This is a genomic window from Hyphomicrobium sp. DMF-1 (genome assembly GCF_027886585.1).
Taxonomy (GTDB): Bacteria; Pseudomonadota; Alphaproteobacteria; order Rhizobiales; family Hyphomicrobiaceae; genus Hyphomicrobium_C; species Hyphomicrobium_C zavarzinii.
This window is the reverse complement of the sequence record NZ_CP115706.1, coordinates 2,105,956-2,130,446: the sequence shown is the minus strand read 5'-3', so window position 1 is coordinate 2,130,446 and position 24,491 is coordinate 2,105,956. Positions and strand designations below refer to the sequence as shown.

Here is a 24,491-nt window from a genome sequence, read left to right as displayed (position 1 = left end):
TATGCCGGACAAGGTCGCGAATTGGGGGAAGCACCAGAATGTCGTCCGACACTGACGCGCGGCTCGAGCGTATCGAGCATGACGCCGAGTTCCAGGCCCTTGTGCGAAGACGCTCTCGCTTCGCCTGGGGGCTCTCCTCGGCGATGGCCGCCATCTATTTCGGTTTCATCCTCACGGTCGCCTTCGCGCCGGGCTTCCTCGCGATGCCTCTCGGCAAGGAGACGCTGACCGTCGGCATTCCCCTCGGCGTGGGCGTGATCCTCGCCGCCTTCGTCCTGACGGGCCTCTACGTAAGGCGCGCCAACACCGACTTCGACGTCACAACCCAGCGCATCCTGGAGAGGATCTCGTGAACATCGAAGCCGTCGTGATGTTTCTCATCTTCGTGGCAACGACGCTTGTCATCACGAGATGGGCTTCGAACCGCACCCGCACCGCCGCGGATTTCTACGCCGCGGGCGGCGGGATCACCGGCTTCCAGAACGGGCTCGCCATCGCCGGAGACTACATGTCTGCGGCCTCTTTCCTCGGCATCTCCGCGCTCGTCTTCTCCTCGGGCTTCGACGGCCTCATCTATTCCGTGGGCTGGCTGGTCGGCTGGCCCATCGTACTGTTCCTGATCGCCGAGCGGCTGAGGAACCTCGGCCGCTACACATTCGCGGACGTCGCCGCCTTCCGGCTGCGATCAACACCTATCCGCACGCTCTCCGCCGTCGGCACGCTGGCCGTCGTCGCGCTTTATCTGATCGCCCAGATGGTCGGCGCCGGAAAGCTCATCGAGCTCCTGTTCGGCCTGCCATACCTCTATGCCGAGATCATCGTGGGCGTGCTCATGGTCACCTACGTCGCAAGCGGCGGCATGGTGGCGACCACCTGGGTGCAGATCATCAAAGCCTGCCTGCTGCTCGGCGGCGCCACGTTCATGGCCATCATGGTGCTCGTGAACTTCAATTTCTCGCCCGACGCCATGTTCCGCGCGGCCACGGAAACACATCCCGGCGGGCTTTCCATTCTCGCCCCCGGCAAGCTCGTCAGCGATCCCGTCTCGGCGGTGTCCCTCGGACTTGCGCTCATGTTCGGAACCGCGGGCCTGCCCCACATCCTGATGCGCTTCTTCACCGTTCGCGATGCCAAGGCCGCGCGCAAATCGGTGTTCTACGCCACCGGCTTCATCGGCTACTTCTACATCCTCACCTTCATCATCGGCTTCGGCGCCATCACGCTGCTGATGAACGACCCGAGCTATTTCAAGGCTGGGGACGGCGGCACCTACGACAAGATCAACGGCCTGATCGGCGGCACCAACATGGCCGCCGTCCACCTGTCGAAAGCGGTCGGCGGCTCGCTCTTCCTCGGCTTCATCTCGGCCGTCGCGTTCGCCACCATCCTCGCCGTTGTCGCCGGCTTGACGCTCGCCGGCGCGTCGGCCGTGAGCCACGATCTCTACGCCAGCGTGTTCGCGAAAGGCCGCGCCTCGGAGACGACCGAGGTTCGCCTCTCGAAGATCAGCGCCGTGGTGATCGGCATCGTTGCGATCATGCTCGGATACATCTTCGAGAAGCAGAACGTGGCCTTCATGGTGGGCCTCGCATTCGCCGTCGCCGCGAGCTGCAATTTCCCGGTTCTGCTGATGAGCATCTTCTGGAGCGGGACGACGACGCGCGGCGCCGTGGTCGGCGGCTTCCTGGGGCTCGTCTCCGCCATCACCATGGTGGTGCTGAGCCCGGCCGTGTGGGTGAAGACGTTCGGCTTCCCCGTCGCACTCTTCCCCTATGACAGCCCGGCGCTCTTCTCCATGACGCTGGCGTTTGGGGGTATCTACCTCGTCTCGAAGCTAGACCGGAGCCCGGCAGCCGAAGCCGAGCGCAGGGCCTTCCGGGCCCAGTTCGTGCGTTCGGAGACAGGGGTGGGCGCGGGATCGGCGGTGGCACACTGAGCCGCCTGACCGCCTCAGCACCGCAGGCCCGACGCAGCCGCGGCGAACACCCCCCTTGTCAGACCGCCGCGAGACAGCTAGGGAGACGGTGCTTCGCCGCCTGCGAAGCACGCACCAAATAAGACGTCGCTATTTGGTGAGAATTTTCGCTTAGCCTCTGGCCCTGGCAGCAACCATCTGCTATGAGCGCGGCTCGCCAAGGCGATAAGGCCATTCCGTGGTAGCTCAGTGGTAGAGCATCCGACTGTTAATCGGACGGTCGTAGGTTCGAATCCTACCCACGGAGCCAATATTTTACTCTAAATCAATGAATTACTGGGGATGCCTCCGCCGGAGGTGTCTCGGTGCAAGAGATTGTAGGGGCGTCCCTCTCCAGCGATCGTTCATATCTCCATGCGCAGCCGGCTGCTGATCATTCACAATGCCCACGCGGGCTTAAGGCAGCGCCAGCTCCTGGGAGAGGTGCGCCGGCATCTCGAGAACGCTGGGGCGGCCGTGCGCATCGAGGACGCACAGACACTCGAGCAGGACCGCGATCTCGCCCGATCGGCCGCCGAAAGCGGCGCCTTCGACGCCGTGATCGCGGCGGGTGGCGACAGCACCATACGCGGCGTCGCCTGTGGCCTGATCGGCAGCGCAATGCCCCTTGGCATCATTCCGGTCGGGACCGGCAATGTGCTCGCCGAAGAGATCGCTCTTGGGCGGGACCCGGCGGCTCTCGCGGCAACCCTCCTCGCTGGACCGGGCGTCCCTGTGCGCTATGGCAGGGCCGATGGCACACCCTTTCTCATGATGGCAGGCGCGGGCTTCGATGCGCACGTCGTCGAGCATCTCAACCTCCCTTGGAAGCGCCAGGTTGGAAAGATGGCCTACTCCTGGCCGATCATTCGCCAGATCGTTCAAAAACCGAAGCCGTTCGAGGTTGCGATCGACAATCGCACGGTTCGCGCGACATGGCTCGTCGTGACCCGCGTCGCCCACTACGGCGGATCGTTCGTCATCGCCAAAGACCAGCAGCTCTCCGACGACGGCTTCCAGGCCATCGTCACGACGGCGGAAAGCCGGCAGGCATTCGCCGCCGTCCTGATCGCGATCGCGCGCGGCCATCACGCCGCCCGGCGCGACGTGAGCATCATCCCCTGCACGCACGTGCGGCTTCCCGGCTCTCCCGCAATCGCAGTTCAGCTCGACGGAGAGCGCTTCGCGCCGTCCCCCCGCGAGCTGACGCTCAGCGACGATCGGCTGACCATCATCGTACCCGCCGCCTCTCCGCTCGCGCTCAACGCGCCATCATGAGACCGGAATCGATTAGCCTGCGGTGGAACGACAGGATCTCGTCGCGCCTGGTACAGGTGAAGTAGCGCCCCTTGCAGACATCGAGCAACCGGAGGCGCTCGCGGTGAACCTCCGAAAGCGGGACGCGGGCCGCATTGAGCAGAAGCGCGCCGAGATAGGGCACGTCGAGAACCTCGACATCGGGCGCGGGACCGGGATCGTAGTTGACACCGTCGATCGTATAGTAAGTGAGATAACCCTGAGAGTCGGTCGCCATCGACATGTCCTCGGTCGCCACGTTCGCGTCGAAGCCGAGGAACGGGCGCGTCACGATCGGCTGATGATCGCCGTACTGCACGATGACGAATGCTTCGTCCGGGAAGCGGCGCGCGAGCTCCGCGCGGAAGTAATCGTAATCGATCTTCGCCAGCCCGACCCGGCGCAGATACTCGTGCATCTCTGGTGACGGCCCGCCGCCCGGAACCTTGATCTCGGGCATGAACGCTGGCGCATAGGGAAGGTGCGTGGCTGCCGTGATCACGAAGTTGAACACCGGCGTCCGCTTCTCCTTGAAGTGCGCGGCGAGCCCCGCAAGCACGTTGTCGTAGTAGAAACGATCGCGCTCGTTGTAACGCTTGGCGCCCTGCGCCTTGCGATCGAGGATCGTGTCGAACCCGATGCTCTCGTAGAATTTCCCGCTCGAAACGAAATCCTTGTTCATCGGATAGTAGAGCGCGTTGTGATAGCCGCATCGCGCAAGCGTCTCGGGAACGGTATCGTGCACCTTGCCTTGCATCAGAGACTGAACGAACGGCCGCATGCCGCCAAACGAAAACGTCGAGACGCCCGCCAGCACCGAGAATTCCGTCAGCCACGAGGCGCCGCCGTAGGTCTCCACGCGCAGCTTGTGCAGCTTCCCGTCGTGCGACCGGAAGAAGGGATCGAGCCCGCGGTCATAGGAGATGCCGGGGAACAGGCTCGGCGGGAAAACGCTCTCCTGATGAATGAGGATGATGTTCGGAGAACGCGCCCCGATCCGGCAGGTACGGGCGAGCGCGAACGGAGCGGTGTTCCCGCCCGCGGGCGCAGCCTCGATGAGCTGGCCGCGCCACAGCGTCTCGATGGTCTCCGCCCACGAGAGGTAGAACGACGAGACGTAGTGATGGCCCCAATAGAAAAGGGTGTGATGGCGCCCGCCCCGTAGCTCCGCAGCCCAGCCCGTAGCTATGACGCACACGATAACAGCGCTCGCGCCGAGCCCGCGCGAAATCCGCGTCGGATCGAACCTGTAGAGCAGCCAAGCGAGGCCAAGGAAGGCGAAGCTCGCAGCCGTGAGTCCGACAAGCTCGAGTTTGAAATCGGTCCAGAGGAACGAGAGCGTATCCGGCGACAACAGGTAGAAGACGAGATCGTAGGCGTGCAGCCCCATGCCGAGGTAATGCCGCTTCACCTCCGAGGCCGCGATCGTCATGACGACGAGGGCCGTCACGAGCGCGGTCGAGAAGAGAATGCGCCGCGACGCGATGAGCAGGATGGAAATGAGCGAGGCCGTCACACCGAGCGTGAAGGCGATGTTCGTCCATGGCCACTCGTGCCGGACGAAGTACATCCACATCGCGATGACGAGGCCGCATGAGAGGGCACACGCGAGGCCTGCGCGGCTGTAGAGCCGCTCTCGGGCGACTGCAAGCGCAAGATCGGTTGCCGCTTGCCTCTTCGGTTCGGGCAGATCAGTAGACATGTTGTTGTTTTGGGGCCCGTCTCCGGAGGCACGACCGCCGCCAAGGATGACGGCTTTATGACAAAATGAACAGACCCAATCTGTACGTGCGTAAAGGCGAAATTGGGAACAAATCCCGCAGTCTCCCCGGGGCGCAGACGAAAAAACGGCCCCAGCGCCGTGAGGCCCGTATCGCAATGCAGCAAAGGCGGCGAGAGCCGGTCTTGCGGGCAAGGTCCGCCGGCTGATATTTATGAGGCTCTGGATGGGGCCATGAACGAATAAAGGCGCCACAAGCCTTTTCGCGGCCGCCAACCGAGGCCTCGCCCGCGTGCCGACCGCTACTCCTTCGCGAGCCCGAACACGACAACGGCGCCACCCTGCCGGAAGCCCCAGATCTGGCTGCCGCCTGCCGCTACCGCGATATACTGCTCGCCGTCGAGCTCGTAGCTGACGGGCGGCGCGTTGACCCCGGCGCCACAGTTGAAGCTCCAGAGCTTCGCCCCCGTCTTCGCATCGAACGCCGAGAAATCGCCGCCGCCTTCGCCTGTGAACACCAGCCCTCCGGCCGTCGCCAGCACGCCCCCGACGAGCGGCTGATCGGTCTTGTGCTGCCACGCGATGCGCCCCTTGTTCCGAAGATCGAGCGCGGTCAGCGTGCCCCAATTTTCTTCATGCGAGGGCTCAATGATGAAATACGGCACAGGCGGCTTGTCGCCGTCCGTCGGCAGTTCATCCGTGCGGTAGATCATCGGGATATGCATCCCGGCCACATAGACGAGCCCCCGTCCCGCGTCGAGCGAGGCCGGCGACCAGTTGGACCCGCCCGCCGGACCCGGCGTAACGCGAACGCCCTCGGGCGTTGGCCGCGCGAACAGATTGTCTTGCGGCACGAAGGCTTCGGATTTGAACAGCAGCTTGCCGTCGCGCCGGTCGTGCACGTAATACCAGCCGAGCTTGCTCGCCTGCCCCAATGCGGGAACCGCCTTGCCGTCCACGTCCACGTCGAGCAGGGTCGGCGGACTGGCGACGTCGTAGCCCCACAAATCGTGCGGCACCTGCTGATAGTGCCAGACGAGCTTGCCGGTCTTGGCTTCGAGCGCGACCAGCGCGACGGTATAAAGGTTGTCACCGGGCCGCGTGCCGTCTGCCGCTTGCGGCGAAGGGTTGCCGATACCGAAATAGAGAAGGCCCGTCGCGGTATCGACCGTGGGCGTATGCCAGATCGAGCCGCCGCCGTAGCGCCAAGCGTCCCCGAACTTGCTCATGCTCGCCTTCTCGGCGGGGATGTCACGAGGAAGCGGCATGCCGTCGGGAGTTGCGCTCACGAACTCTCCCTCCCACCCCTTCTGCGTGGTCTCGAATTTCCAGATCTGTTTTCCCGTGTCCGCATCGTAAGCCGCGAGGAAGCCGGGGCGGCCGTAGCGCCCGGACACGCCGACCACCGCGCCGAGCGGCGCTCCGGGTCTCGGGCTGTCGAGATGTAATCCGTAGCCGACGCCGGTGATGCCGACGATCACCTTCCCGTCGTAGACGAGCGGCGCGATGACTGCACCCGCGCCGGTCGAGCCCGTGATGTTCCGGCCATGCAACGGATCGCCCGCCGCCAGCACGCCCTTGTCCTCGGTCGCGCTTGTCCCCTGCTCGGCGAGCCCGATATCCCAGACCGGCTTCCCGGTCTTCTGATCGAGCGCAACCAGCCGGGCATCGACGGTCGCGACGTAGACCTTCCCATAGCCGAGCGCCGCGCCACGATTGGCAGGCCCGCAACAGATCTTTTCGGCCTGCCGCTTGTGCTCGTAACGCCAGATCTCGCGCCCTGTCTTCGCATCCACCGCGACGACGTGCGAGAACGGCGCGGTGAGATACATGACGCCGTCGGCAATCAGGGGCGACGTCTGGAACGTCGCCGCGCTTCCGGTTTGATAGATCCACTTCGGCACAAGCCGCTTCACGGTTCCGGCGTTGACCTGATCGAGCGGCGAGAAGCGCTGCTGCCCGTAGTCGCGTCCGTAGAGAAGCCACTCGCCGCGATTTTCACCCGCCGTCGTCAAACGCTGGTCGTCCACGTCCGCGGACACCGAAGCGGACGTCGCACACGCCAGCATGGCGAGCGCGGAAAGGATGCGGCTTAGCTTCGGCGGCTTGAGCATGAGGAGGACCGATGAGAGGTTGGCAGGACGCGCGGAGCGGCATTGATGCGATGGCGCCCCGAAGCCTCCTCAATGTCAAGCAGGACAATGCCCTGCTTGACCAAAGTCGGAGGCGCCCGTGGCGCCACCCGATAAGATGAGGCTGTCCTACTTCTTCTTTCGCGGATCTTCTTCCGGATTGACGTAGATGATGTCGAACGGACCGGTGGCCGCCACCTGGATGATCGTCTCCTCCTTCTCCGTCCAGACATAGTGCGCATGGTTCGCGGGAAGAATGAGCAGCGATCCCGCACCCAACATCTTGCCCTTGGACGTATCCACTTTCTCGCCCATTCCGCTTCCCATCGATCCCGTGAGCACGGTCACGGACTCGAGCGCGGGATGCGTATGCGCGGGCACGATGTAATTCGGCGGAAACTTGAGGCGGATGATGAAGAATTCGGCCTTCGACGGATCGCCATGAATGAGCATGGACTGCGCGCCCTTGGGAAACGCAGGATTGTCCTCGAACTTGATGTCAGCGGGCGTCAGCTCGCGGGCATGCTGATTGGGATCGGCCGCGAAAGCCGCGCCGGATAGCACCAGCATCGCGGCCGCAATCAAACTTTTTCTCATCGGAAAACTTCTCCTCCTCCATCGTTGAAATGATCTGCAAGACCCACGGCCGGGGACCGCGACGCTGATCTTGCAGATTGATCCTGGCAGCGGCTCCCCATGACATCCGGCAGTGCGGTGTCGGCACTCGCGCGATCCTGAGCACGCGCCGTCTTGGTCAGATTGCCGAGGTAGACGCCCGCCGAGGCAACGGACACCGCGACCGCGATCGAGAGAGAGACAAGGATCGCCACCTCCCTCCGGCGAGGACCTCCCTCACCGCAAAGCCACCTCAACCAGTGCCGAAGGGGGCTTGTTCCGAGCCACTCCATGTTCGCCGGCCTCCTCGACACCCAGCCGCCGGCCCGAAGCTAGAAATGGCCGGGCCCAACGAACAGTGCGGATCGCCCGAGGAGGCTTGTGAAATTTTCCCGAAGATGGCGCCGAGCCCTTCACAGCCCTACCGGCGCCCTCTAGCCTGCCCCCAAATGAGAACGGCGAGGTCTCCTCATGGATCTGAAATGGCTTCTGGTGAGAAGAATTACGCTGGTGGCGCTCGCCTGCTTCCTCGCCGGATCAGGCCTCGCGCTCTACATGTCCGCCCGCGATGCCAAGCGGCAAAACATGGATCTGGTCGAGCTCGCAAGCCGCCAGCTCGACTTGCAGCTCTCCCGCATCGCGAGGTCGACGGACATCCCGGCCCGCTTCCCGGATTGGGATCTCGTTTCGAATTATGCCTTGCAGCCCGGCCAATGCGTTGAGTTCAGCGCGGAGGAGTTGTCGCGCAACCGTTCGAGCTGCGCGGGCTTCGACGCGACGTCGATGACCGCGCCGAGTTGGTTTTCCGCGGCCTATCGCCTGCTCGTGAATAGCCACCTTTCAGCCGCGAAGCCCCTCGTCTATCGGGGCGCGCCTCGAGGCAGCATCGTCGCCACCTTCGATCCCGCCGCGACCGCCGGGCGGGCCTGGGCGACCATCGCGCCACTCCTTGGTCTATCGGCCGTGCTGGTCGCGGCCCTGTGCCTCGTGACGTATCTCGTCGTCGACCGCGCGCTGCTGCCCGCGCGAGACATCCTGACCGGCCTCAACCGCTTGGCGAGGGGCGATCTCTCATACCGCCTTCCGGCGTTTCGGCTGGCGGAGCTGCAGCGTATCAGCGAAGTTTTCAATGCGGTCTCGGCAGAGCTTCAAAAGGCCACGTCGGAGCGGGCCGATCTCGCCCGGCGCCTGGTCGATATGCAGGAGCAGGAGCGCCGCCACATCGCTCGCGAGCTGCATGACGATGTCGCCCAGAGGCTCGCCGCCCTGAACGCGCTTGCGGCTTCCATCCGCAAAAGCGCGCAGACCGAGGCACCTCCCCTCGTGAATGAAGCAAAGGATCTCGAAAGGATGGCGTCCGACTTGATGATCTCGCTACGCCGGACGCTCACCTATCTCCGCCCGCAGGAAATCGACGATCTGGGATTGGTGCAAAGCCTGAAGGCGCTCGTCGAGCAGCACAACAGAGCCGCCCGCGGACGCACGACGTACTCCATCGAGACCGCCGGCGAAATCGAGCAGCTCCGCTCCGAGACGAGCGCGCATGTCTACCGGATCGTCCAGGAAGCTCTCACCAATGCGTCCAAGCACGCCAACGCGCGCCGCGTAGCCGTCTCGCTGACACGCGATGCCGAGAGCACAGAAGAGCGCATCAAGCTCTCCGTCGTCGACGACGGAGCGGGATCGGCCGTCACAGGTAGCTCCGCTCCGCTCGCCGGCGTCGGTCTCGTCGGCATGCGCGAACGGGTCGCCGCTCTCAGCGGAAAGCTTGCGGCGGGTCCCCTTCCGAGCGGCGGCTTCGGCCTTCAGGTCGAATTCCCAACCTCGCAGCAGGGAGCCTGACCGCATGAGCATCCGCGTGCTGCTGGTCGACGATCACGCTGTCGTCCGCGAAGGCTATCGCAGGCTGATCGAAAAACATGCCGGAATCGAGGTCGTCGCCGAGGCTGGAGACGCCGCCTCTGGCTACGAAGCTTTCAAGAAGGCGAAGCCCGATGTGGTTGTGATCGACATATCGATGCCGGGGCGCGGGGGCATCGATCTCGTCCGCCAGATCCGCCAGCTCGATGCGCATGCCCGCGTCCTGATTTTCACGATGCACGCGAGCGCGACCTATGCCCAACAGGCTTTCCGCGCTGGCGCGCGCGGCTACGTCACCAAAAGCAGCCCGCCTGAAATCCTGGTGAGCGCCATCCGCGATGTCTTCGTCGGGCGCCCGGCACTATGCGCCGAGATCAACGAGGCCATCGCAACGAGCAGGCTCTACGACGACGCCTCCGTCGTGAACCAGCTCTCGCCCCGGGAGTTCGAAATCCTGCGCATGATCCTGGATGCGAAATCAACCGACGAAATCGCGACCTCGTTCAACCTCAGCCCCAAGACCGTGGCCAACTATCACAGCGAGATCAAATCCAAGCTCGCGGTGCGCTCCGACATCGAGCTGGTCTATCTCTGCATGCGTCAGGGCCTCGTCGCCTCGCTCGTGGAGTGAGCGACCGAAGGCCCGCACGCGGCCCAAACGACCCGCCATCGCGAACATCGAGCACAACGCGTTCCGCGCGCACGACGACGGCAGGCAGCTCAACCCGTTGGGGCCACGGCCATAAACATGCCCCAGGCTCGCGCGCCGGCCCCGATGCCTGGAACAATTTGATCTTGCGCAAGGCGATCATCCCGTTTGAGCGTTTCAGTTGGACTTTCCCATGTGGAGGTTCAGATGAAACACACGAAAACATGGGTTCTGGTCGCCGACGCCGGAAGTGCGCGCGTCCTGGAGCAATCGAGCCCCAAGGAAGGCCTCACCCTCGTCGAGGGACTGGAACACCAGCTACCGAAATCGAGCGACATGGTTCGCGACTCCCTGCCGCGAACGTTCGACTCGGTCGGCCCAGGGCGCCATGCAATCGCGCCCAAACACGATCCCCATCGCGCCGAGAAAAAGAACTTTGCCAAGGAACTGGCGCACACCCTGGATGTCGGCCTTTCCAAGAAGGCGTATGATCACCTCATCATCATCGCCCCGCCCCAGATGATCGGAGACCTGCGCCCGGAACTGTCCGACGCCGTCCGCAGCCACCTCAAGCAAGAGCTTCTCCTCGATCTCGCGAGCGCGCCAATCTCGGAGATCGCGAAACGCCTTGCGGAGGCAAGACCCGCATAGCCCGCGCTGCTGTCAGGGTGGTGGACGTCATGATCACGTTCGAGGACTGTGTTGCGCTGTGCGGCTTCAGCGATGAGGAGATCCGCGCCATCGCCGAGCACGAGCACGTGCCCGATATCGTCGCCGCTGCGCTCGCCAACACCCTTCTCCAGCAGAAACACGGAGCCGAGGTCATCCGCCACATGATCGTCGAGGACGTAAAAGCAGCTCACGATCGTGGCGACTACAAGCACGTGCACGAGCTTCTCGCCTGCCTGAAGCACTTTCTCGATCAGCATCCCGAAGCCGTTCCCGCTTACCGTCCAGGCAAAGGCAAGGAATGATGGATGCCCGGCACGCCACCGCCCCGCTTCTGGCAGTCCCCGATCGAAACCCTGCCGGGACCACAGCCGTGGTCCCGGGGGTTGACCCAGGCTGAGGCTAGCGAGCGGTACGAAAAATTCGGCCCGAACGACGTGCTCGCAGAACGCGCCCGCCCGCTGTGGCGAGCCGTCGTCGACCGCTTCTCGAACCCTCTCATTCTGATCCTTCTGTTCGCGAGCGCCTTGTCCGCGTGGACCGGCGACGTCCTGAGCTTCGCAATCATCGTTGCCATCGTCCTCCTGAGCGTCGTCCTGGATGTCGTCCAGCAGCGGCGCGCGGAAAACGCGGTCGACGCCTTGCGCCGGAGCGTGGGGTTGAAGGCGACTGTGGTGCGGGACGGAACGGAGGCGGAGCTTCCTGTCGAGCGTCTGGTTCCGGGCGATGTCGTCCGTCTCTCCGCAGGCGACATCGTGCCCGCCGATTGCCGCCTGCTCGAAGCCGCGAGCCTCTACGTCAACCAAAGCCTGCTGACGGGCGAGCCTTACCCCGTCGCGAAGGATGCGGCGGCCACGGCCACATCCGGTAGCCCTGCCGAAGCGCTGAACGCCGTATTCGCGGGCACCTCCGTGATCAGCGGCAGCGCGACCGCCCTCGTCTGCGAGACGGGACGGCGAACCGAGCTTGGCGCCGTGGCGCGATCGCTGACCGCGCGGCGCCCGCGCGATGCCTTCGAGCGAGGCATCCAGGATTTCGGCCTGCTCATGATGCGGCTCACGATCTTCCTCGTTCTATTCGTGCTTGCAGCCAACACTCTCTTCGACAGGCCGTGGCTCGAATCCCTCATCTTCGCCCTCGCCCTCGCCGTCGGCCTCACGCCCGAGCTTCTCCCGATGGTGTTCACCGTCACCCTCGCCAACGGCGCCCGCCGTCTGGCGGAGCGTCGCGTGATCGTGAAACGGCTCGCATCCATCCACGATCTGGGCGCGATGGACGTGCTCTGCACGGACAAGACGGGCACTCTCACCCAGGCAGACGTCGCAGTTGCGCACCACGTCGACGCCGAAGGCACGCCAAGCGCGCGCGTGTTCGAGCTGGCCTATCTCAACAGCACCTTGGCAAGCGGCATTGCGAGCCCGCTCGATCGCGCCGTCGTCGCCCACGAAAACTTGCCCGACTCGGGATGGAGCAAGGTGGACGAATGCCCGTTCGACTTCGAGCGCCGCCGCGTATCCGTCCTGCTCGAAAAGAACGGAGACCGCCTGCTGGTGGTCAAAGGCGCGCCCGAGGACATCCTGTCCCTGTCCACGCGGCTCGAGCAGGCGAATGGCGCGACAGGTCCCATGGACGAAGCCTGGGCCCGCCGCCTGACCGGAGAGTTCGAGCGCCTGGGCGAGGACGGCTATCGCGTGCTGGCGGTCGCGGTTCGAAATCTCGGACCAAGCGAGCGCGACGCACGCGCCGCCGAGCGGGATCTGACATTCGCGGGTTTCCTCGCCTTCGTCGACCCGCCAAAGCCCGACGCCGCCAACGCCATCCGCGAGTTGAAAAAAGCCGGCGTCACCGTGAAAATCTTGACGGGTGACAACGAGCGGATCACCCAGCACATCTGCCGGGAGCTCGACATCGAGGTGACGGGCCTCCTCACCGGCACAGAGATAGACGGCCTGAGCGACGAAGCTCTCCGCGCCCGTCTCCCGTCCACAACCATCTTCTGCCGGGTTCTGCCGCAACAGAAAGCGCGCATTCTCGCCGCCCTCAAGCACGCGGGACACGTCGCGGGGTTTCTCGGAGACGGCATCAACGATGCCTCCGCGCTCAACGTCGCCGATGTCGGCATTTCCGTCGATACTGCCGCCGATGTAGCAAAAGAAGCGGCCGACATGGTTCTGCTCGACCGCAACCTTGATGTGGTTCTGGAGGGAGTACGCGAGGGGCGCCGCACGGTCGAGAACGTCACCAAGTATATTCTGATGGGCTCGAGCTCGAACCTGGGTAACATGGTGTCGATGGCGGGAGCCGCTTTGTTCCTGCCGTTCCTGCCGATGCTTCCGACGCAGGTTCTCCTCAATAACCTGCTCTACGACCTGTCCGAGGTCGGCGTGCCGTTCGACCGGGTCGATCCGGAAACCGTCTCGCGGCCGATCCGCTGGGACCTCGGCCTCATCAAGCGCGTGATGCTGATCCTCGGCCCCTTGAGCTCGCTATTCGACTTTTTCACGTTCTGGGCGCTGCTGACACTCTTTGGCGGCAACGAGCAGATTTTCCAGTCGGGTTGGTTCGTCGAGTCGCTCGCCACGCAGACGCTCGTTGTGCTGGTCATCCGCACCCATCGCCGCCCCTGGAAAAGCCGCCCGCACATCCTGCTCGCGTCTCTCTCGATCGGCGTTGCGCTGGCAGGCGTGCTGATCCCCTTTACGCCGCTCGGAACGCTGTTCGGTCTCGTGCCCCTTCCACCGCTCTTCTATGCGCTTCTCGTCGCAACCGTCGCTGTTTATCTGGCATCCGTGGAGTTCGTGAAGCGAGCGATCTACGCGCAGACTGCGCGCGTTTCCTGAACGCTGCGTTTCAATTGCTACGTTTCGAGAGCGAGCAAGTGCCTCGAACGATCCCGGATGACGTCGCCACTTAATCCGCCGTCTCCGGGCATTGATTTTGATGAACCCAGCGCCATTCTTCTATTGATCGCCATCAAACACATCCGCCTACCTACCTGTAGGCTCCACGAGCACACCACTTTGTCCTGCGTTATGTGTGAGGTTCACCATGCTCACCATCTCTGAGACACCGCTCACGGCACGCCAGACCAGCGACCTATTCAAATCCGCTTGGAACTGGGCACCATTCATGCAGCGCGCCGCAACGCTCAACGCGGAAATCGGCGCCGCGTTTGCCGATTGGAGCAAGGAGTACGTCAATTTCCTGCAACGGCGTAGCGCCGAGGATATGGGCCTGCTCTCGAAATTGGGCTCCTGCACCTGCCCGACCGACTTCGCACAGACCTACCAAACCTTCTTGCTGAAGGCGTCGCAGGATTACCAGGACGAATACGCCAAGCTTGCGCGCATCGGCACCCACGCGCTCGTCAGCTGGACCAATCCGCATCCGGAAGCTGCGAGGCACTAGTGCCGGAGTAATGGCATGTTCAAGCATGTTCTCATCGCCACCGACGGCTCGGATCTTGCGCGGATCGCTGTTGAAACCGGGTTGGAGCTCGCCAAAGCACTCGGCGCAAAAGCCACCGCGGTGACGGTCACACCGACGCTCGCATCCGTGGCGCCCGGAGAAACCGAGATCGGATTTCCGATCGAGGAATACATGCGGGCGGCCAAGGAAAATGCTGCGGACATCCTCTCGTCTGTTTCTGACATGGCCAAGCGGATCGGCATCGCGTGTACGACGATCCACGAACCCGATCAGTATCCCGCTGATGGCATTCTCTCGGCCGCCGAGAAGACCGGATGCGACGTGATCGTGATGTCGTCGCACGGCCGGCGCGGCCTGCAACGGCTCTTTCTCGGCAGCCAGGCCCAGGAAGTGCTCACTCACAGCAAGATTCCGGTGCTCATCTGCCGGTAAAGACCCGGTGCGCGGCGAAGCCGCCGCCGAGATGCACTTTGACCAATCGTAGCGCATTTTCGAAGGAGCCAATTCGAAGGAGGCACGGTTATGAAAGTCAAGAACGCCATGCACCCTGGCGTACAATGGGTGGCCCCCGACACCTCAGTCGCGAAAGTCGCCGAGTTGATGAAAACGCATGACGTCGGCGCGATTCCTGTTGGAGAGAATGACCGCCTGATCGGCATCGTCACGGACCGTGACATCACGTGCCGCGGCGTCGCGGCAGCGAAGGATTGCAGCAAGCTCACCGCGCGCGACGTGATGACGAAAGGCATCGTCTACTGCAACGAAAGCGAAGATCTCGCCGACGCTGTGCGCGTTATGGAGCAGAAGCAGATCCGCCGTCTTCCTGTTCTCAACGAAGCCAAGCGGATGGTGGGCATGTTGAGCCTCGGCGACGTCTCCCACGCCGGCTCTCGCTCCCTCACCGGAGAGGTGATGGCGGCTGTCTCCGCTCATCACGGCTGACGGCCCGCACACACCTTTCTATTTTTGTGTCGACTTGTATCACCCCCAAAAATCAGGAGGCCACCATGAGACTCCGCTCGTCACTTCCATCCCTTTGGAGCCAGGACTCGAGCCCGCTCCAATCCTTAAAACGGGACATCGACGATCTCTTCTCGGGTTGGGTCGGCGACCTTTCGTCCGCCGAGATGCCCTGGACCCGCACCGAGTTCCTTCCGCGCGTGAATGTCAGCGAGACCGAGAAGGAGATCTCGGTGACAGCCGAGCTCCCGGGCGTCGAAGAGAAAAACATCGATGTGACGGTCTCGGGCGACCAACTCATCATCAAAGGCGAGAAGAAATCCGAGATCGACGAGAAGAAGGAGGAGAAGGGCCGCACCTTCCGTCGCGTCGAACGCTCCTTCGGATCGTTCCAGCGCTGCATGGCGCTGCCGTTCGAGATCGATCCCGACAAGGTGCAGGCGAGCTTCAAGAACGGCGTCCTCACCCTCACCGTTCCCAAGCCTACGGAAGTTCAGAAGAAGGCACGGAAGATCGAGGTGAAAGGGGAGAGACCGCCCATCGAGAGCAAGAAAGCCGCGTAACGGTCCTGGGGCCGGGCACCAGCAGAACCCCGGCCCCGCACACTCCAAGGAGGCGCCAAATGACCATTCCCGCCTCGATCGCCCACACGGTGCAGCAGACTCAAGTCTGGCTCAAAGAATTGCGCGACAACGCAGGGCTGGATGATGAGGAAGAAGCCCTCGGCGTGCTGCGCGCCGTGATGCACCAGCTTCGCGATCGCCTAACTCCCGAAGAAGCCGTCGAGCTCGGCGCTCAGCTTCCGATGCTCCTCCGCGGCATCTACTACGAGGCGTGGCAGCCCTCGCGCACGCCTGAGCGCATCCGCTCGAAAGAAGTCTTCCTCGACGAGATTACCATAAAGCTTCTACCGCGGCGGCGCGACGTCGAGCGTGCCGTGCAGGATGTCTTCGCCCTCCTCGCGCACCATTGCGATGCGGGCGAGATTTCGCAGGTGATCGATCAGCTCCCCCAAGACGTCAAGAGGCTATGGCCGGAAACCGCGAGAACATACCGGCAGCGCCTCTGATGACATGAGCAAAGCCATGGCAAAGCGTACCACGCGACCAGCGGAGACCAGCGAAAGCCGCGAGCACTTCGTCTCCGGGCAGATCGAGGCGCGCGGCGTGCGCGATGCCCTCGTGCTCGCCGCCATGCGCAAGGTGCCTCGCGAGCAGTTCGTTCCCGAGCACTTGAAGCAGGAAGCCTATGCCGATAGCCCGCTCCCCATCGGAGGGGAGCAGACCATCTCCCAGCCTTACATCGTCGCCTTCATGGTCGAGGCTCTCGGGCTCGAGGGCGGAGAGAAGGTTCTGGAGATCGGCGCCGGCTCCGGCTATGCGGCGGCCGTTCTGGCGGAGATCGCCGGCGAGGTCTTCACCGTCGAGCGCATCGGCCAGCTCGCCGAGAAAGCGGCGAGCAATCTCGAGAGCGCAGGTTATACGAATGTCCACGTTCGCCATGCCGATGGGACCGAGGGCTGGGCGGACCACGCTCCCTTCGATGCGATCCTCGTTTCGGCAGGCGCACCGGATATTCCAAAATCCCTGCTGCATCAGCTAAAGATCGGCGCCTGCATGGTCATTCCGGTCGGACGCGATCCGCGCGCTCAGGAGCTCGTCCGCGTCACACGCCTGGACGACGACGAGTACCAGCGCGAGGACATCGCCGACGTCCGCTTCGTGCCCCTCATTGGCAAGGAGGGATGGGAAAGCAAGGACAGCGAGTGGGAAACGCGCGCCCCGCGCGTGATCCAAACCCGCCCCGCCGTCAGCATCTCGACGCCTGGCATCATCGCCAAACATGCCGAGAGCTTCACAGACCCCGATAAGGCCAATCTCGATCCGCTGCTCCGGCGCATCGGAAACGCAAGGATCGTATTGATCGGCGAGTCGACGCACGGTACCTCCGAGTTCTATCGGATGCGGGCCAGAATTACCCAGCGCCTCATCGAGCAGAAGGGCTTCGACATCGTCGCTCTGGAGGCCGATTGGCCCGATGGCGCCCGGATCGACAACTACGTTCGCCACCGTCATCTGGAACGCGCCGACTGGACTGCGTTCGCACGCTTCCCAACCTGGATGTGGCGGAACGAGGAGACGCGGGCGTTTGTGGACTGGCTGCACGGCCACAACGAGCCGCTTGCCCCGCAAAGCCGCGCAAGCGTTTACGGCCTGGATCTCTACAGTCTTTACGGCTCCATTCGGTCCGTCGTTCACTATCTCGATAAGATCGACCCCAAACTCGCCACCGTCGCCCGCGAGCGTTACGGCTGCCTCAGCCCCTGGGAGGCCGATCCGGCTGCTTATGGCCACGCCGTGCTGTCTGAAGGCTTCAGGGCTTGCGAACGCGACGTGGCGCATATGCTGACCACGCTGTTCGAGAACCAGCAGAGCTATGTTCTGAAGGATGGCGACCGCTTTTTCGATGCCGCGCAGAATGCCCGCCTCGTCGCCAACGCCGAGCGCTACTACCGGACCATGTACTACGGATCGCGCGCCTCCTGGAACCTGCGCGACAGCCACATGTTCGAGACCCTGCGGAACCTTCTCGACCACCGCGGTCCGGAGTCGAAGGCCGTCGTCTGGGCGCACAACTCGCACATCGGAGACGCCTTGGCGACCGAGATGGCCCAGCGCGGCGAGCACAACATCGGACAACTCTGCCGCCAGCATCTGCCGGGCGAGACCTACCACATCGGTTTCGGCACCAACGACGGAACCGTCGCCGCGGCGTCCTCGTGGGAGGCCCCGATGCAGATCATGCAGGTGCGGGCCGCCCATCCCCAGAGCTACGAACGTCTGTTCCATCTGACGAACGCCCCGGGCCTGTTTGTGCCCCTTTCCGGCGGCGCCCGCGCGGAGTTGCGTGATCGTCTCACGGCGCCGCGGCTGGAGCGCGCCATCGGCGTCGTCTATCGCCCGGAAAGCGAGCTCGCGAGCCACTATTTCGAGGCCGTGCTGCCCCGGCAGTTCGACGAGTTCATCTGGATAGACAGGACGAGCGCGATCACGCCGTTCGACACCGCCGTTTTGCAGGGCCTTCCCGACACCTATCCGTTCGGCGTCTAGTGGAGCGCGACGGCACGGCGCGCCGCCTCACCCGATGTCGAATTCGGCCACAAGCGGCGCGTGAAACGAGCCGACCTCCTGCCGCAACTTTCCGAAGCTTACGATCTCGTCGCCCAGCGCCTCGTTGTGGATCTCGATGCCCTTGAGCCGCGCCAGCAGCGCGTGGCTCGCCAGGATATGGTCGAGCATAAGCGCGCGGCCGTGATGCAGCGTGCTGAATCGCCGGTCGCCCGCAAGACCCCGGTCGAGAACCACCAGCGCGCGCTGCGCCAGAAGTCCGTTCCCCGTGTCCTCCTCCGCGCCGATCAGGATCTTGAGCGGCGTTTCGTGATCTTCGGCATTGAAGTCTCCCGCCACGGCGATGAGGCGCGTCGGATCGGCATCCATCAGGCTATCGACCAGAAGCCGCGCCTCGAGCGCCTGGGCCGTGCGCTTCCAAGCGGCCAGGGCATATCCTTCCGCCCACCCCGACACCGTTTTCCAGACGAACGCGCTTTCCTTCTGGCCTGCGACGGGGGCCGCGAGGGGCGCGCGAAAATGCACGTTGATGACCGAGAGAACCTCGTGGGGCGCTATCTCGATCTCAGTGAGAAGAATGGGCCGTTCGAACGCGACGTCATGGGGCTGGGGATCAGGCGGTATGGCCGTCAGAGCGCGATGATGCAACGGCGGCACGAGATCGTTGCGGATCGACCGGCTCTCTTTGATCGGCCAGCGCGAGAGCGTCACCAGATTGTGCACATCGGCCGCCCCTGCGCGGCCAGGCGCAGTCGTCATCGCGCGGGCGTAAGTCTGGTACGGCGTGCCCTCGAGCAGGGCATCGAGCGCCAGCAGCATCCGCGGACCCTGGCCGGATCCGTGCTGAGATCCATGCTGGCCGTTGATCTCCTGCAGGCAGACAATGTCGGCACGCATGCGCTCAAGTTGCGGCCGCAGGATCGGAATGCGGTCGCTCAAAGGAATGCGCGCATCCGGCCCCATGTCCAGACTGTCGACGTTGAACGTGGCAATGCGCATCCTGCATTCCCTCCTGCGGCGGATCGATCTTAGCGCGGCCTCGGTTCGGTGAGGAGCCCGCGAGGAGCGCGACCGGGCGCCCCTGGAAAGCGCGCGCAATCGGCCCGGCCTCACACACCAATAGCCGCGTAGCGCCCACTACGTTGATTGCGATCAAAATCGAGAGATAGCCCACTGCGCGCAGGATCGAACACCGCCAGCGATCCCTCCACCGACGGGGAAGCGCGAGCTCTCACCCGCAGCCGGGAGCCCCCGAGCGAGCAACTTTGTCACGCGCGAGCAGAATCTATACCCGGACGGTAGACAAAGAGGCCGGACTGGGTAGACTGTTTCATGTCAGAGTAGTCGATAGCCAGCCCAGGCCGGATTTCTCCCGGTATCGCCAGCCAAAATAGTTCGACGTCTGCGCGATTGAATTGGGGCTGGGGACTCATGACACGATCCACGACACCGCGTGCCTATCGGCACGTCTTCGCCACTTTGGCGCTCGCCACGCTGCCGGCAGCAGCCTCCGCACAGGAAGCGGCCAAGCCCGCTCAGCCCGCCGAGCTTCCGCCAATCGAGGTCACAGCCAAAACGGCAAAACAGAAAGCTCCCGCAAAGAAGGTCCAGGCCAAGGCTGCGCCCAAGGCCGCCGCGCAACCGCAGGCCGCTGAAGCAGCAGCCGCACCCGAGGCCCGTCCGGCCGGAGTGACGAACGGTGCGTCTCCCGTGAAGGACTACGTCGCGACGGACTCGTCCGTCGGCACCAAGACCGACACGCCCTTGAGAGAAACGCCGCAATCCATCTCCGTCGTCGGCAAAGAGCAAATTCGCGATCAGGGTGCCCAGACCCTGCAGGAAGCGACGCGCTACGTTCCGGGTGTCTTCGCCGATCCGTACGGGTTCGACAGCCGCGGCGATTCCTCCATCATTCGCGGCATTGCGGGCTCCTATTTCGTCGACGGCCTGCGCACGACTTATGGCTACAGCCAGACGACGGTTCCAATCGAGCCATACGCGATGGAACGCTTCGAGGTGCTCCGCGGCCCGGCCTCCATGCTCTACGGACAGGCACCGACCGGCGGCATCGTCAACGCCGCATCCAAGCTTCCGAGCGAGATCCCCTATCGCGAGATCGGTGTCGAGTACGGCTCCTTCGATTTCAAGCAAGTGAAGCTCGACATGACCGGGCCGCTCACCAACGACGGTAAATGGCTCTACCGCATCGTGGGCCTCGCGCGCGACGCGGATACCCAGGTGGACTTCGTCGAGAATGACCGCCTCATACTCGCTCCGTCCCTCACCTATCGCCCGACCAACGACACGAGCATCACGGTCCTCGGCAACTTCCGCGACGATCAAAGCGGCTCGACCCAGCAGTTCATGCCGGCCGAGGGAACGCTCTATCCCAACACCGTAACTGGACAGCGGCTAAGGCGCGGTACGTTCACGGGCGAGCCGACCGATCACTACGACACCGAAGCACAATCGGCATCGGTCTTCGTCGATCACAAGTTCAGCGACGACCTGAAGCTTCATCATGCGTCCCGCTACGCGCACACGGAGAACGACTACGACTCCACCTACGCGGCCATTCTGACGCCGGCACGCATGGGCGTGATAAGCGGAGCATTGAGCTTGTTCGGCGTGCCGGCCGGCACGCTTGTAGGAGACAACGCGCCGTTCCTGAACGCCACACACACCGATGTCGCCCGCGCCCGCACGGCCACATACCAGGACACCGACGTCTTCAACTCCGACACCAATCTCACCGCGACCTTCGCCACGGGATGGGTGGGTCATAAGGTGACCGGCGGCTTCGACTACATGCGTTACGAGACGGACCAATCCAATGCCGGCACGCTCGTCGACAACCTGCTGACCGAAGCCTCGACCAACCCCATTTTGCCGCCGCCTTGGTTCGGACTGCAGCCGAGGTTCAACCTGTACAATCCCCAATACGGGAAATCGACCTATCTCATCTCGTTCAGTGACGGCCTCGTCTCGCCCGACGCGCTTCCGTTCACGAACCGCCCGACTGAAACGCAGACCCAGACCGGACTCTACATCCAGGATCAGCTCAAGATGGGCCCCTGGAGCGCAGTGCTCGGCCTGCGACAGGACTGGCTCAAGATCGAGGAGGATGGCGCGGCGGACGAGAACGACAAGGCAACCACAGGCCGCGCGGCCCTCATGTACAATTTCGATTTCGGCCTGACGCCCTACGTGAGCTACTCGACCTCATTCTCCCCGCTGCCTGGACAACCCGTTGGCACCAATATTCTGGCGCCGTTCGCAACGTGGAAGCCCGCGCGCGCGATCGAAGGCGAGCAGGTCGAAATCGGCTTCAAGTATCAGCCGAACGGCGCGCCATTCGCGATCAATGCCGCCGCATATGAGCTGACCGAGAAAAACCAGATCGTGCAGCCTGACGTTCTTTTCGCTGCCGTGCAGGGCGCCGACGTCAAGGTGCGCGGCTTCGAGATCGAGGCCGTCGGCAAAGTCACGAAGGAGCTCAAGGTCATCGGTTCGTATTCCTACACCGACGCCACCTTCGACAAGTATCCTGAGCTTTATCCGTTTGCCTCCGGCATTCCGGAGTTCATGGAGGGTAAGCGGGTCGACGGCATTCCCCAGCATCTTGCTTCGTTGTGGGCGATCTACAGCGTGCTGGATGGCCCTCTGAGGGGCTTATCGTTCGGAGGCGGCGTGCGTTACGTGGGCGGAAGCGAAAGCCACGGCCGCGATATCGTCACTCAGCAGGAAATTCTCATCGAGACGCCCTCGTTCACGTTGTTCGACGCCATGGTCGCCTACGAAACGCCGGACTGGCGATGGCAGCTAACGGCGCAGAACTTGGAGGACGAGTACACCGTGACCTCCTGCGCCGCCTACCGCGGAGACTGCTTCATCGGTCAAGCGCGCACCATCATCACGGGCTTCACCTACAAATTCTGATCCCGACACAGAGAGGAAAGCCCGGCATTGACGGTCGGCTCGATTGAATTCTCAATTCTCCTATCGATCGCCGGTGGCCTGCTTCTGGCCGCCGGCGTCGTCATGTTGCGAAAGCGCTGGCTGGAGCGAGGCAAGGCCGGCAGGGCGTTCCTCATCGGCGGCTGGATCGCGATTGCAGGCTCTCTGCTGGCTTTCGCGGAAGCCTGGGGCGCGGAGCTCGGCACCACATACGCGTTGGGCATACTCTCGCTCGCATCCTACGCCGTCATCGCCGCTACCTTCGAGAGGCGGACGAACAAGGCCCGCACCCGCGAAGGAACCGTCGATCCCGAGGAGCGGCCGACCAACTGGCGGCGCGGGATAGGCAAGGCGCTTCTCGCCATCGTCCTCGCGGGCATCGCATCCATCGGCGTCGGAGTTGTCGCCGCGATCCATCTGCCGCTCCCGCCGCAGGACCGCGCCGTCCTCGGCGGCCTGCTCGTCCCCGCGCTCTGGGGCGCAGGCATGGCGTGGACCTTGTGCGACCCCCGCCTTACACGCGCAACCATCATCCTTGTCGCGATCTCCGCCCTCGGATACGGCGTGGCGTTCCTACCAAAGGCTTTCTCATGACCGCGCCGCAGGCGACCAGCATTCCGGAAAAGCCCAAGAAGCGACCGCTCCTTCCGCCGCAGTTCGTGCGCGCCATGCTGGCCGGACACTCTGCCCTCGGCATCGCCTTCGCGGCCCTCATCTACATTGTCTGCCTCACGGGCACGCTCGCCGTTTTCTTGCACGAGTTGCATCGCTGGGAGCAGCCCGACGCGCCCGTGGTGAACTCGCCGCTCTCATCCGAGGCCGTCTCGGCACTCGTCCGAGCGGGCTACGAGAAAGCGCTCGCAGCCGGAGCCGCCCACGACCTCTTCGTCATGGGTCCCGGCCCGGTGCAGAGCCGGGTGCTGGTCAACTTTCACGACGACGCGACCGGCACCGAAGGCAACTGGATCGGCGACGCGGCCGGAAATCTCGCCGTTGCTCATCACGCGCCTTGGTCGGAGTTCGTCGGAGCGCTCCATATCCATCTTCACCTGCCGCGCACCTGGGGCCTGTTCCTGGTCGGCCTCACCGGCGTAACGCTGCTCTCCTCCCTGATCTCCGGGCTTCTTTCCCATCCGCGCCTATTCAAAGATGCGTTCGCGCTGAGGTGGGGCGGCTCCCGCCGTCTCGAGCAGGCAGACTTGCACAACCGCCTCGGTGTCTGGGGGCTTCCGTTCCACGTCGTCGTCTCCACCACCGGAGCACTGCTTGGCCTCTCCACGTTGATCGTCGGCGTGCTGGCGCTTGCCGCCTATGACGGAGACACCGAGAAAGCCTTCGCAACGATCCTCGGTCCCCGCGCGACCGAGAACGAGACCGCCGCTCCCGTTCCTGACGTCGCAGCCATGATGCGCCACGTTCAAGCCGGGCAGCCGGACGCCATGTTTGTAAGTGTCAACATGCAGCACATCGCCAAGGCAGGGCAGGTCGTCCATCTCGGCATGCGCACCCCCGGTCATCTCGCCATGGCCAACAGCTACTACTTCGATGGCACGGGAAAGCCGCTCGGCGACGGCGGGCTCGAGACCGGCACCGTCGGCCAGCAGATCCTGGGCGCACTTCAGCCGCTGCACTTCGGATGGTTCGGCGGCCTCGTCGTCAAAATCGCGTACGGACTTCTCGGCTTCGCACTCACCGTCGTCACTCATAGCGGCATCGCCATCTGGCTCGCGCGCCGCCGTGAGCAGGGCCGCCCCTTGCCGCTTTGGGAGAAGATCTGGAGCGCTGTCACCTGGGGGCAGCCGCTCGCCATCGCCGCCGCAGCGCTCACGATCTTCGTTATCGGAGAGGCTTACGCAGTTCCCATCTACGCCGCCGTAACGGCACTGGCGATTTCCTCAGCGCCCCTCGCGCCCGACGCGGTGCGCCTGACGCACCTTTTGCGCGTCCTCGCCGGCCTGACCATTCTTGCGGCAGTCGGCTTACACGCCCTCACGTGGTATGGCCGCGCAACGGATCCCGTCCATTATTGGGTTAGCGCGGCGCTCGCGATCGCGGGTCTCTGCGTCCTTGCATCCGCAGTTCGGCGAAGCGCTCCCCACCTCTCCCGGGCATAGCTCAGAGC

20 protein-coding genes, 1 tRNA gene and 1 pseudogene are annotated in these 24,491 nt (G+C 63.8%); 18 read left to right on the top strand and 4 right to left on the bottom strand.

Translation table 11 applies throughout. The features are described 5' to 3' along the window. The first annotated feature begins 38 nt into the window (after window positions 1–38). From PE058_RS09620 to PE058_RS09605, 4 genes and pseudogenes are all read left to right on the top strand, one after another. Window positions 39–353 (top strand): DUF485 domain-containing protein, encoded by a 315-nt coding sequence (locus PE058_RS09620; protein ID WP_020087137.1) that lies wholly within the window; start codon window positions 39–41, stop codon window positions 351–353. A gap of 8 nt (window positions 354–361) precedes the next feature. Next, window positions 362–1,936 (top strand): annotated as a pseudogene (locus PE058_RS09615) (cation acetate symporter); the annotation flags it as partial. 214 nt (window positions 1,937–2,150) lie between these two features. Next, a tRNA-Asn gene (locus tag PE058_RS09610) sits at window positions 2,151–2,225 on the top strand. A gap of 104 nt (window positions 2,226–2,329) precedes the next feature. Next, window positions 2,330–3,232, top strand: a complete 903-nt coding sequence (locus PE058_RS09605; RefSeq protein ID WP_271030440.1) for a diacylglycerol/lipid kinase family protein — start codon at window positions 2,330–2,332, stop codon at window positions 3,230–3,232. On the opposite strand, the gene PE058_RS09600 is transcribed toward PE058_RS09605, so the two are convergent. From PE058_RS09600 to PE058_RS09590, 3 genes are all read right to left on the bottom strand, one after another. Continuing rightward, window positions 3,216–4,952 carry a sulfatase-like hydrolase/transferase gene (locus tag PE058_RS09600; protein ID WP_271030439.1) on the bottom strand — a complete coding sequence of 579 codons (1,737 nt, stop codon included), beginning with the start codon at window positions 4,950–4,952 and terminating at the stop codon, window positions 3,216–3,218. The two genes, PE058_RS09605 and PE058_RS09600, sit on opposite strands and share 17 nt — an antisense overlap. Window positions 4,953–5,272: 320 nt before the next feature. After that, window positions 5,273–7,084: a pyrroloquinoline quinone-dependent dehydrogenase gene (locus PE058_RS09595; protein WP_271030438.1), complete on the bottom strand. Its 1,812-nt coding sequence runs from the start codon at window positions 7,082–7,084 to the stop codon at window positions 5,273–5,275. 147 nt (window positions 7,085–7,231) lie between these two features. Continuing rightward, window positions 7,232–7,699 (bottom strand): cupin domain-containing protein, encoded by a 468-nt coding sequence (locus tag PE058_RS09590; RefSeq protein WP_020087132.1) that lies wholly within the window; start codon window positions 7,697–7,699, stop codon window positions 7,232–7,234. 489 nt (window positions 7,700–8,188) lie between these two features. Between PE058_RS09590 and PE058_RS09585 the strand changes: the two genes are divergently transcribed. From PE058_RS09585 to PE058_RS09535, 11 genes are all read left to right on the top strand, one after another. After that, on the top strand, window positions 8,189–9,559 hold the full coding sequence (locus PE058_RS09585; protein WP_271030437.1) for a sensor histidine kinase: 1,371 nt from the start codon (window positions 8,189–8,191) through the stop codon (window positions 9,557–9,559). Between the two features lie 4 nt (window positions 9,560–9,563). Next, window positions 9,564–10,208, top strand: coding sequence for a response regulator (locus tag PE058_RS09580; RefSeq protein ID WP_020087129.1), 645 nt, complete (start codon window positions 9,564–9,566; stop codon window positions 10,206–10,208). A 225-nt stretch (window positions 10,209–10,433) separates the two neighbouring features. Further along, window positions 10,434–10,877 carry a host attachment protein gene (locus PE058_RS09575; RefSeq protein ID WP_020087128.1) on the top strand — a complete coding sequence of 148 codons (444 nt, stop codon included), beginning with the start codon at window positions 10,434–10,436 and terminating at the stop codon, window positions 10,875–10,877. Between the two features lie 29 nt (window positions 10,878–10,906). Next, on the top strand, window positions 10,907–11,200 hold the full coding sequence (locus PE058_RS09570; RefSeq protein ID WP_040498729.1) for a hypothetical protein: 294 nt from the start codon (window positions 10,907–10,909) through the stop codon (window positions 11,198–11,200). Window positions 11,201–11,203: 3 nt separating this feature from the next. Continuing rightward, entirely contained in the window at window positions 11,204–13,735 is a 2,532-nt protein-coding gene (mgtA, locus tag PE058_RS09565) for a magnesium-translocating P-type ATPase (protein ID WP_271030436.1), read from the top strand. A gap of 208 nt (window positions 13,736–13,943) precedes the next feature. Beyond that, window positions 13,944–14,303 (top strand): hypothetical protein, encoded by a 360-nt coding sequence (locus PE058_RS09560; RefSeq protein ID WP_020087125.1) that lies wholly within the window; start codon window positions 13,944–13,946, stop codon window positions 14,301–14,303. Window positions 14,304–14,318: 15 nt separating this feature from the next. Continuing rightward, window positions 14,319–14,756, top strand: coding sequence for a universal stress protein (locus PE058_RS09555; protein ID WP_020087124.1), 438 nt, complete (start codon window positions 14,319–14,321; stop codon window positions 14,754–14,756). 90 nt (window positions 14,757–14,846) lie between these two features. After that, entirely contained in the window at window positions 14,847–15,266 is a 420-nt protein-coding gene (locus tag PE058_RS09550) for a CBS domain-containing protein (protein WP_020087123.1), read from the top strand. Window positions 15,267–15,331: 65 nt separating this feature from the next. Continuing rightward, complete coding sequence (locus PE058_RS09545; RefSeq protein WP_271030435.1) at window positions 15,332–15,847, top strand: Hsp20/alpha crystallin family protein; 516 nt, start codon at window positions 15,332–15,334, stop codon at window positions 15,845–15,847. Between the two features lie 59 nt (window positions 15,848–15,906). Beyond that, the gene (locus PE058_RS09540) at window positions 15,907–16,353 is read left to right on the top strand and encodes a DUF2267 domain-containing protein (RefSeq protein WP_020087121.1); all 447 of its coding nucleotides are present in this window, start codon (window positions 15,907–15,909) and stop codon (window positions 16,351–16,353) included. Window positions 16,354–16,369: 16 nt separating this feature from the next. Then, complete coding sequence (locus PE058_RS09535) at window positions 16,370–18,394, top strand: protein-L-isoaspartate(D-aspartate) O-methyltransferase (protein WP_271030434.1); 2,025 nt, start codon at window positions 16,370–16,372, stop codon at window positions 18,392–18,394. A 27-nt stretch (window positions 18,395–18,421) separates the two neighbouring features. Here PE058_RS09535 and PE058_RS09530 read toward each other — a convergent pair whose 3' ends face one another. Beyond that, window positions 18,422–19,411, bottom strand: a complete 990-nt coding sequence (locus PE058_RS09530) for an endonuclease/exonuclease/phosphatase family protein (RefSeq protein WP_271030433.1) — start codon at window positions 19,409–19,411, stop codon at window positions 18,422–18,424. A 432-nt stretch (window positions 19,412–19,843) separates the two neighbouring features. Between PE058_RS09530 and PE058_RS09525 the strand changes: the two genes are divergently transcribed. The 3 genes from PE058_RS09525 to PE058_RS09515 are packed head-to-tail and all read left to right on the top strand — an operon-like array spanning window position 19,844 to window position 24,483. Continuing rightward, window positions 19,844–22,351 carry a TonB-dependent siderophore receptor gene (locus PE058_RS09525; RefSeq protein WP_271030432.1) on the top strand — a complete coding sequence of 836 codons (2,508 nt, stop codon included), beginning with the start codon at window positions 19,844–19,846 and terminating at the stop codon, window positions 22,349–22,351. A 27-nt stretch (window positions 22,352–22,378) separates the two neighbouring features. After that, a complete protein-coding gene (locus PE058_RS09520) occupies window positions 22,379–22,963 on the top strand; it encodes a hypothetical protein (protein WP_020087117.1) in 585 nt (194 codons plus the stop codon). Then, on the top strand, window positions 22,960–24,483 hold the full coding sequence (locus PE058_RS09515; protein WP_271030431.1) for a PepSY-associated TM helix domain-containing protein: 1,524 nt from the start codon (window positions 22,960–22,962) through the stop codon (window positions 24,481–24,483). The genes PE058_RS09520 and PE058_RS09515 overlap by 4 nt, the downstream gene beginning before the upstream one ends. Window positions 24,484–24,491 lie beyond the last annotated feature (8 nt).

Coding starts and splice junctions, on each gene's coding strand:
- PE058_RS09620 (WP_020087137.1), top strand. CDS start 39: ATGTCGTCCGACACTGACGCGCGGCTCGAGCGTATCGAGCATGACGCC.
- PE058_RS09605 (WP_271030440.1), top strand. CDS start 2,330: ATGCGCAGCCGGCTGCTGATCATTCACAATGCCCACGCGGGCTTAAGG.
- PE058_RS09600 (WP_271030439.1), bottom strand. CDS start 4,952: ATGTCTACTGATCTGCCCGAACCGAAGAGGCAAGCGGCAACCGATCTT.
- PE058_RS09595 (WP_271030438.1), bottom strand. CDS start 7,084: ATGCTCAAGCCGCCGAAGCTAAGCCGCATCCTTTCCGCGCTCGCCATG.
- PE058_RS09590 (WP_020087132.1), bottom strand. CDS start 7,699: ATGAGAAAAAGTTTGATTGCGGCCGCGATGCTGGTGCTATCCGGCGCG.
- PE058_RS09585 (WP_271030437.1), top strand. CDS start 8,189: ATGGATCTGAAATGGCTTCTGGTGAGAAGAATTACGCTGGTGGCGCTC.
- PE058_RS09580 (WP_020087129.1), top strand. CDS start 9,564: ATGAGCATCCGCGTGCTGCTGGTCGACGATCACGCTGTCGTCCGCGAA.
- PE058_RS09575 (WP_020087128.1), top strand. CDS start 10,434: ATGAAACACACGAAAACATGGGTTCTGGTCGCCGACGCCGGAAGTGCG.
- PE058_RS09570 (WP_040498729.1), top strand. CDS start 10,907: ATGATCACGTTCGAGGACTGTGTTGCGCTGTGCGGCTTCAGCGATGAG.
- mgtA (WP_271030436.1), top strand. CDS start 11,204: ATGCCCGGCACGCCACCGCCCCGCTTCTGGCAGTCCCCGATCGAAACC.
- PE058_RS09560 (WP_020087125.1), top strand. CDS start 13,944: ATGCTCACCATCTCTGAGACACCGCTCACGGCACGCCAGACCAGCGAC.
- PE058_RS09555 (WP_020087124.1), top strand. CDS start 14,319: ATGTTCAAGCATGTTCTCATCGCCACCGACGGCTCGGATCTTGCGCGG.
- PE058_RS09550 (WP_020087123.1), top strand. CDS start 14,847: ATGAAAGTCAAGAACGCCATGCACCCTGGCGTACAATGGGTGGCCCCC.
- PE058_RS09545 (WP_271030435.1), top strand. CDS start 15,332: ATGAGACTCCGCTCGTCACTTCCATCCCTTTGGAGCCAGGACTCGAGC.
- PE058_RS09540 (WP_020087121.1), top strand. CDS start 15,907: ATGACCATTCCCGCCTCGATCGCCCACACGGTGCAGCAGACTCAAGTC.
- PE058_RS09535 (WP_271030434.1), top strand. CDS start 16,370: ATGGCAAAGCGTACCACGCGACCAGCGGAGACCAGCGAAAGCCGCGAG.
- PE058_RS09530 (WP_271030433.1), bottom strand. CDS start 19,411: ATGCGCATTGCCACGTTCAACGTCGACAGTCTGGACATGGGGCCGGAT.
- PE058_RS09525 (WP_271030432.1), top strand. CDS start 19,844: ATGACACGATCCACGACACCGCGTGCCTATCGGCACGTCTTCGCCACT.
- PE058_RS09515 (WP_271030431.1), top strand. CDS start 22,960: ATGACCGCGCCGCAGGCGACCAGCATTCCGGAAAAGCCCAAGAAGCGA.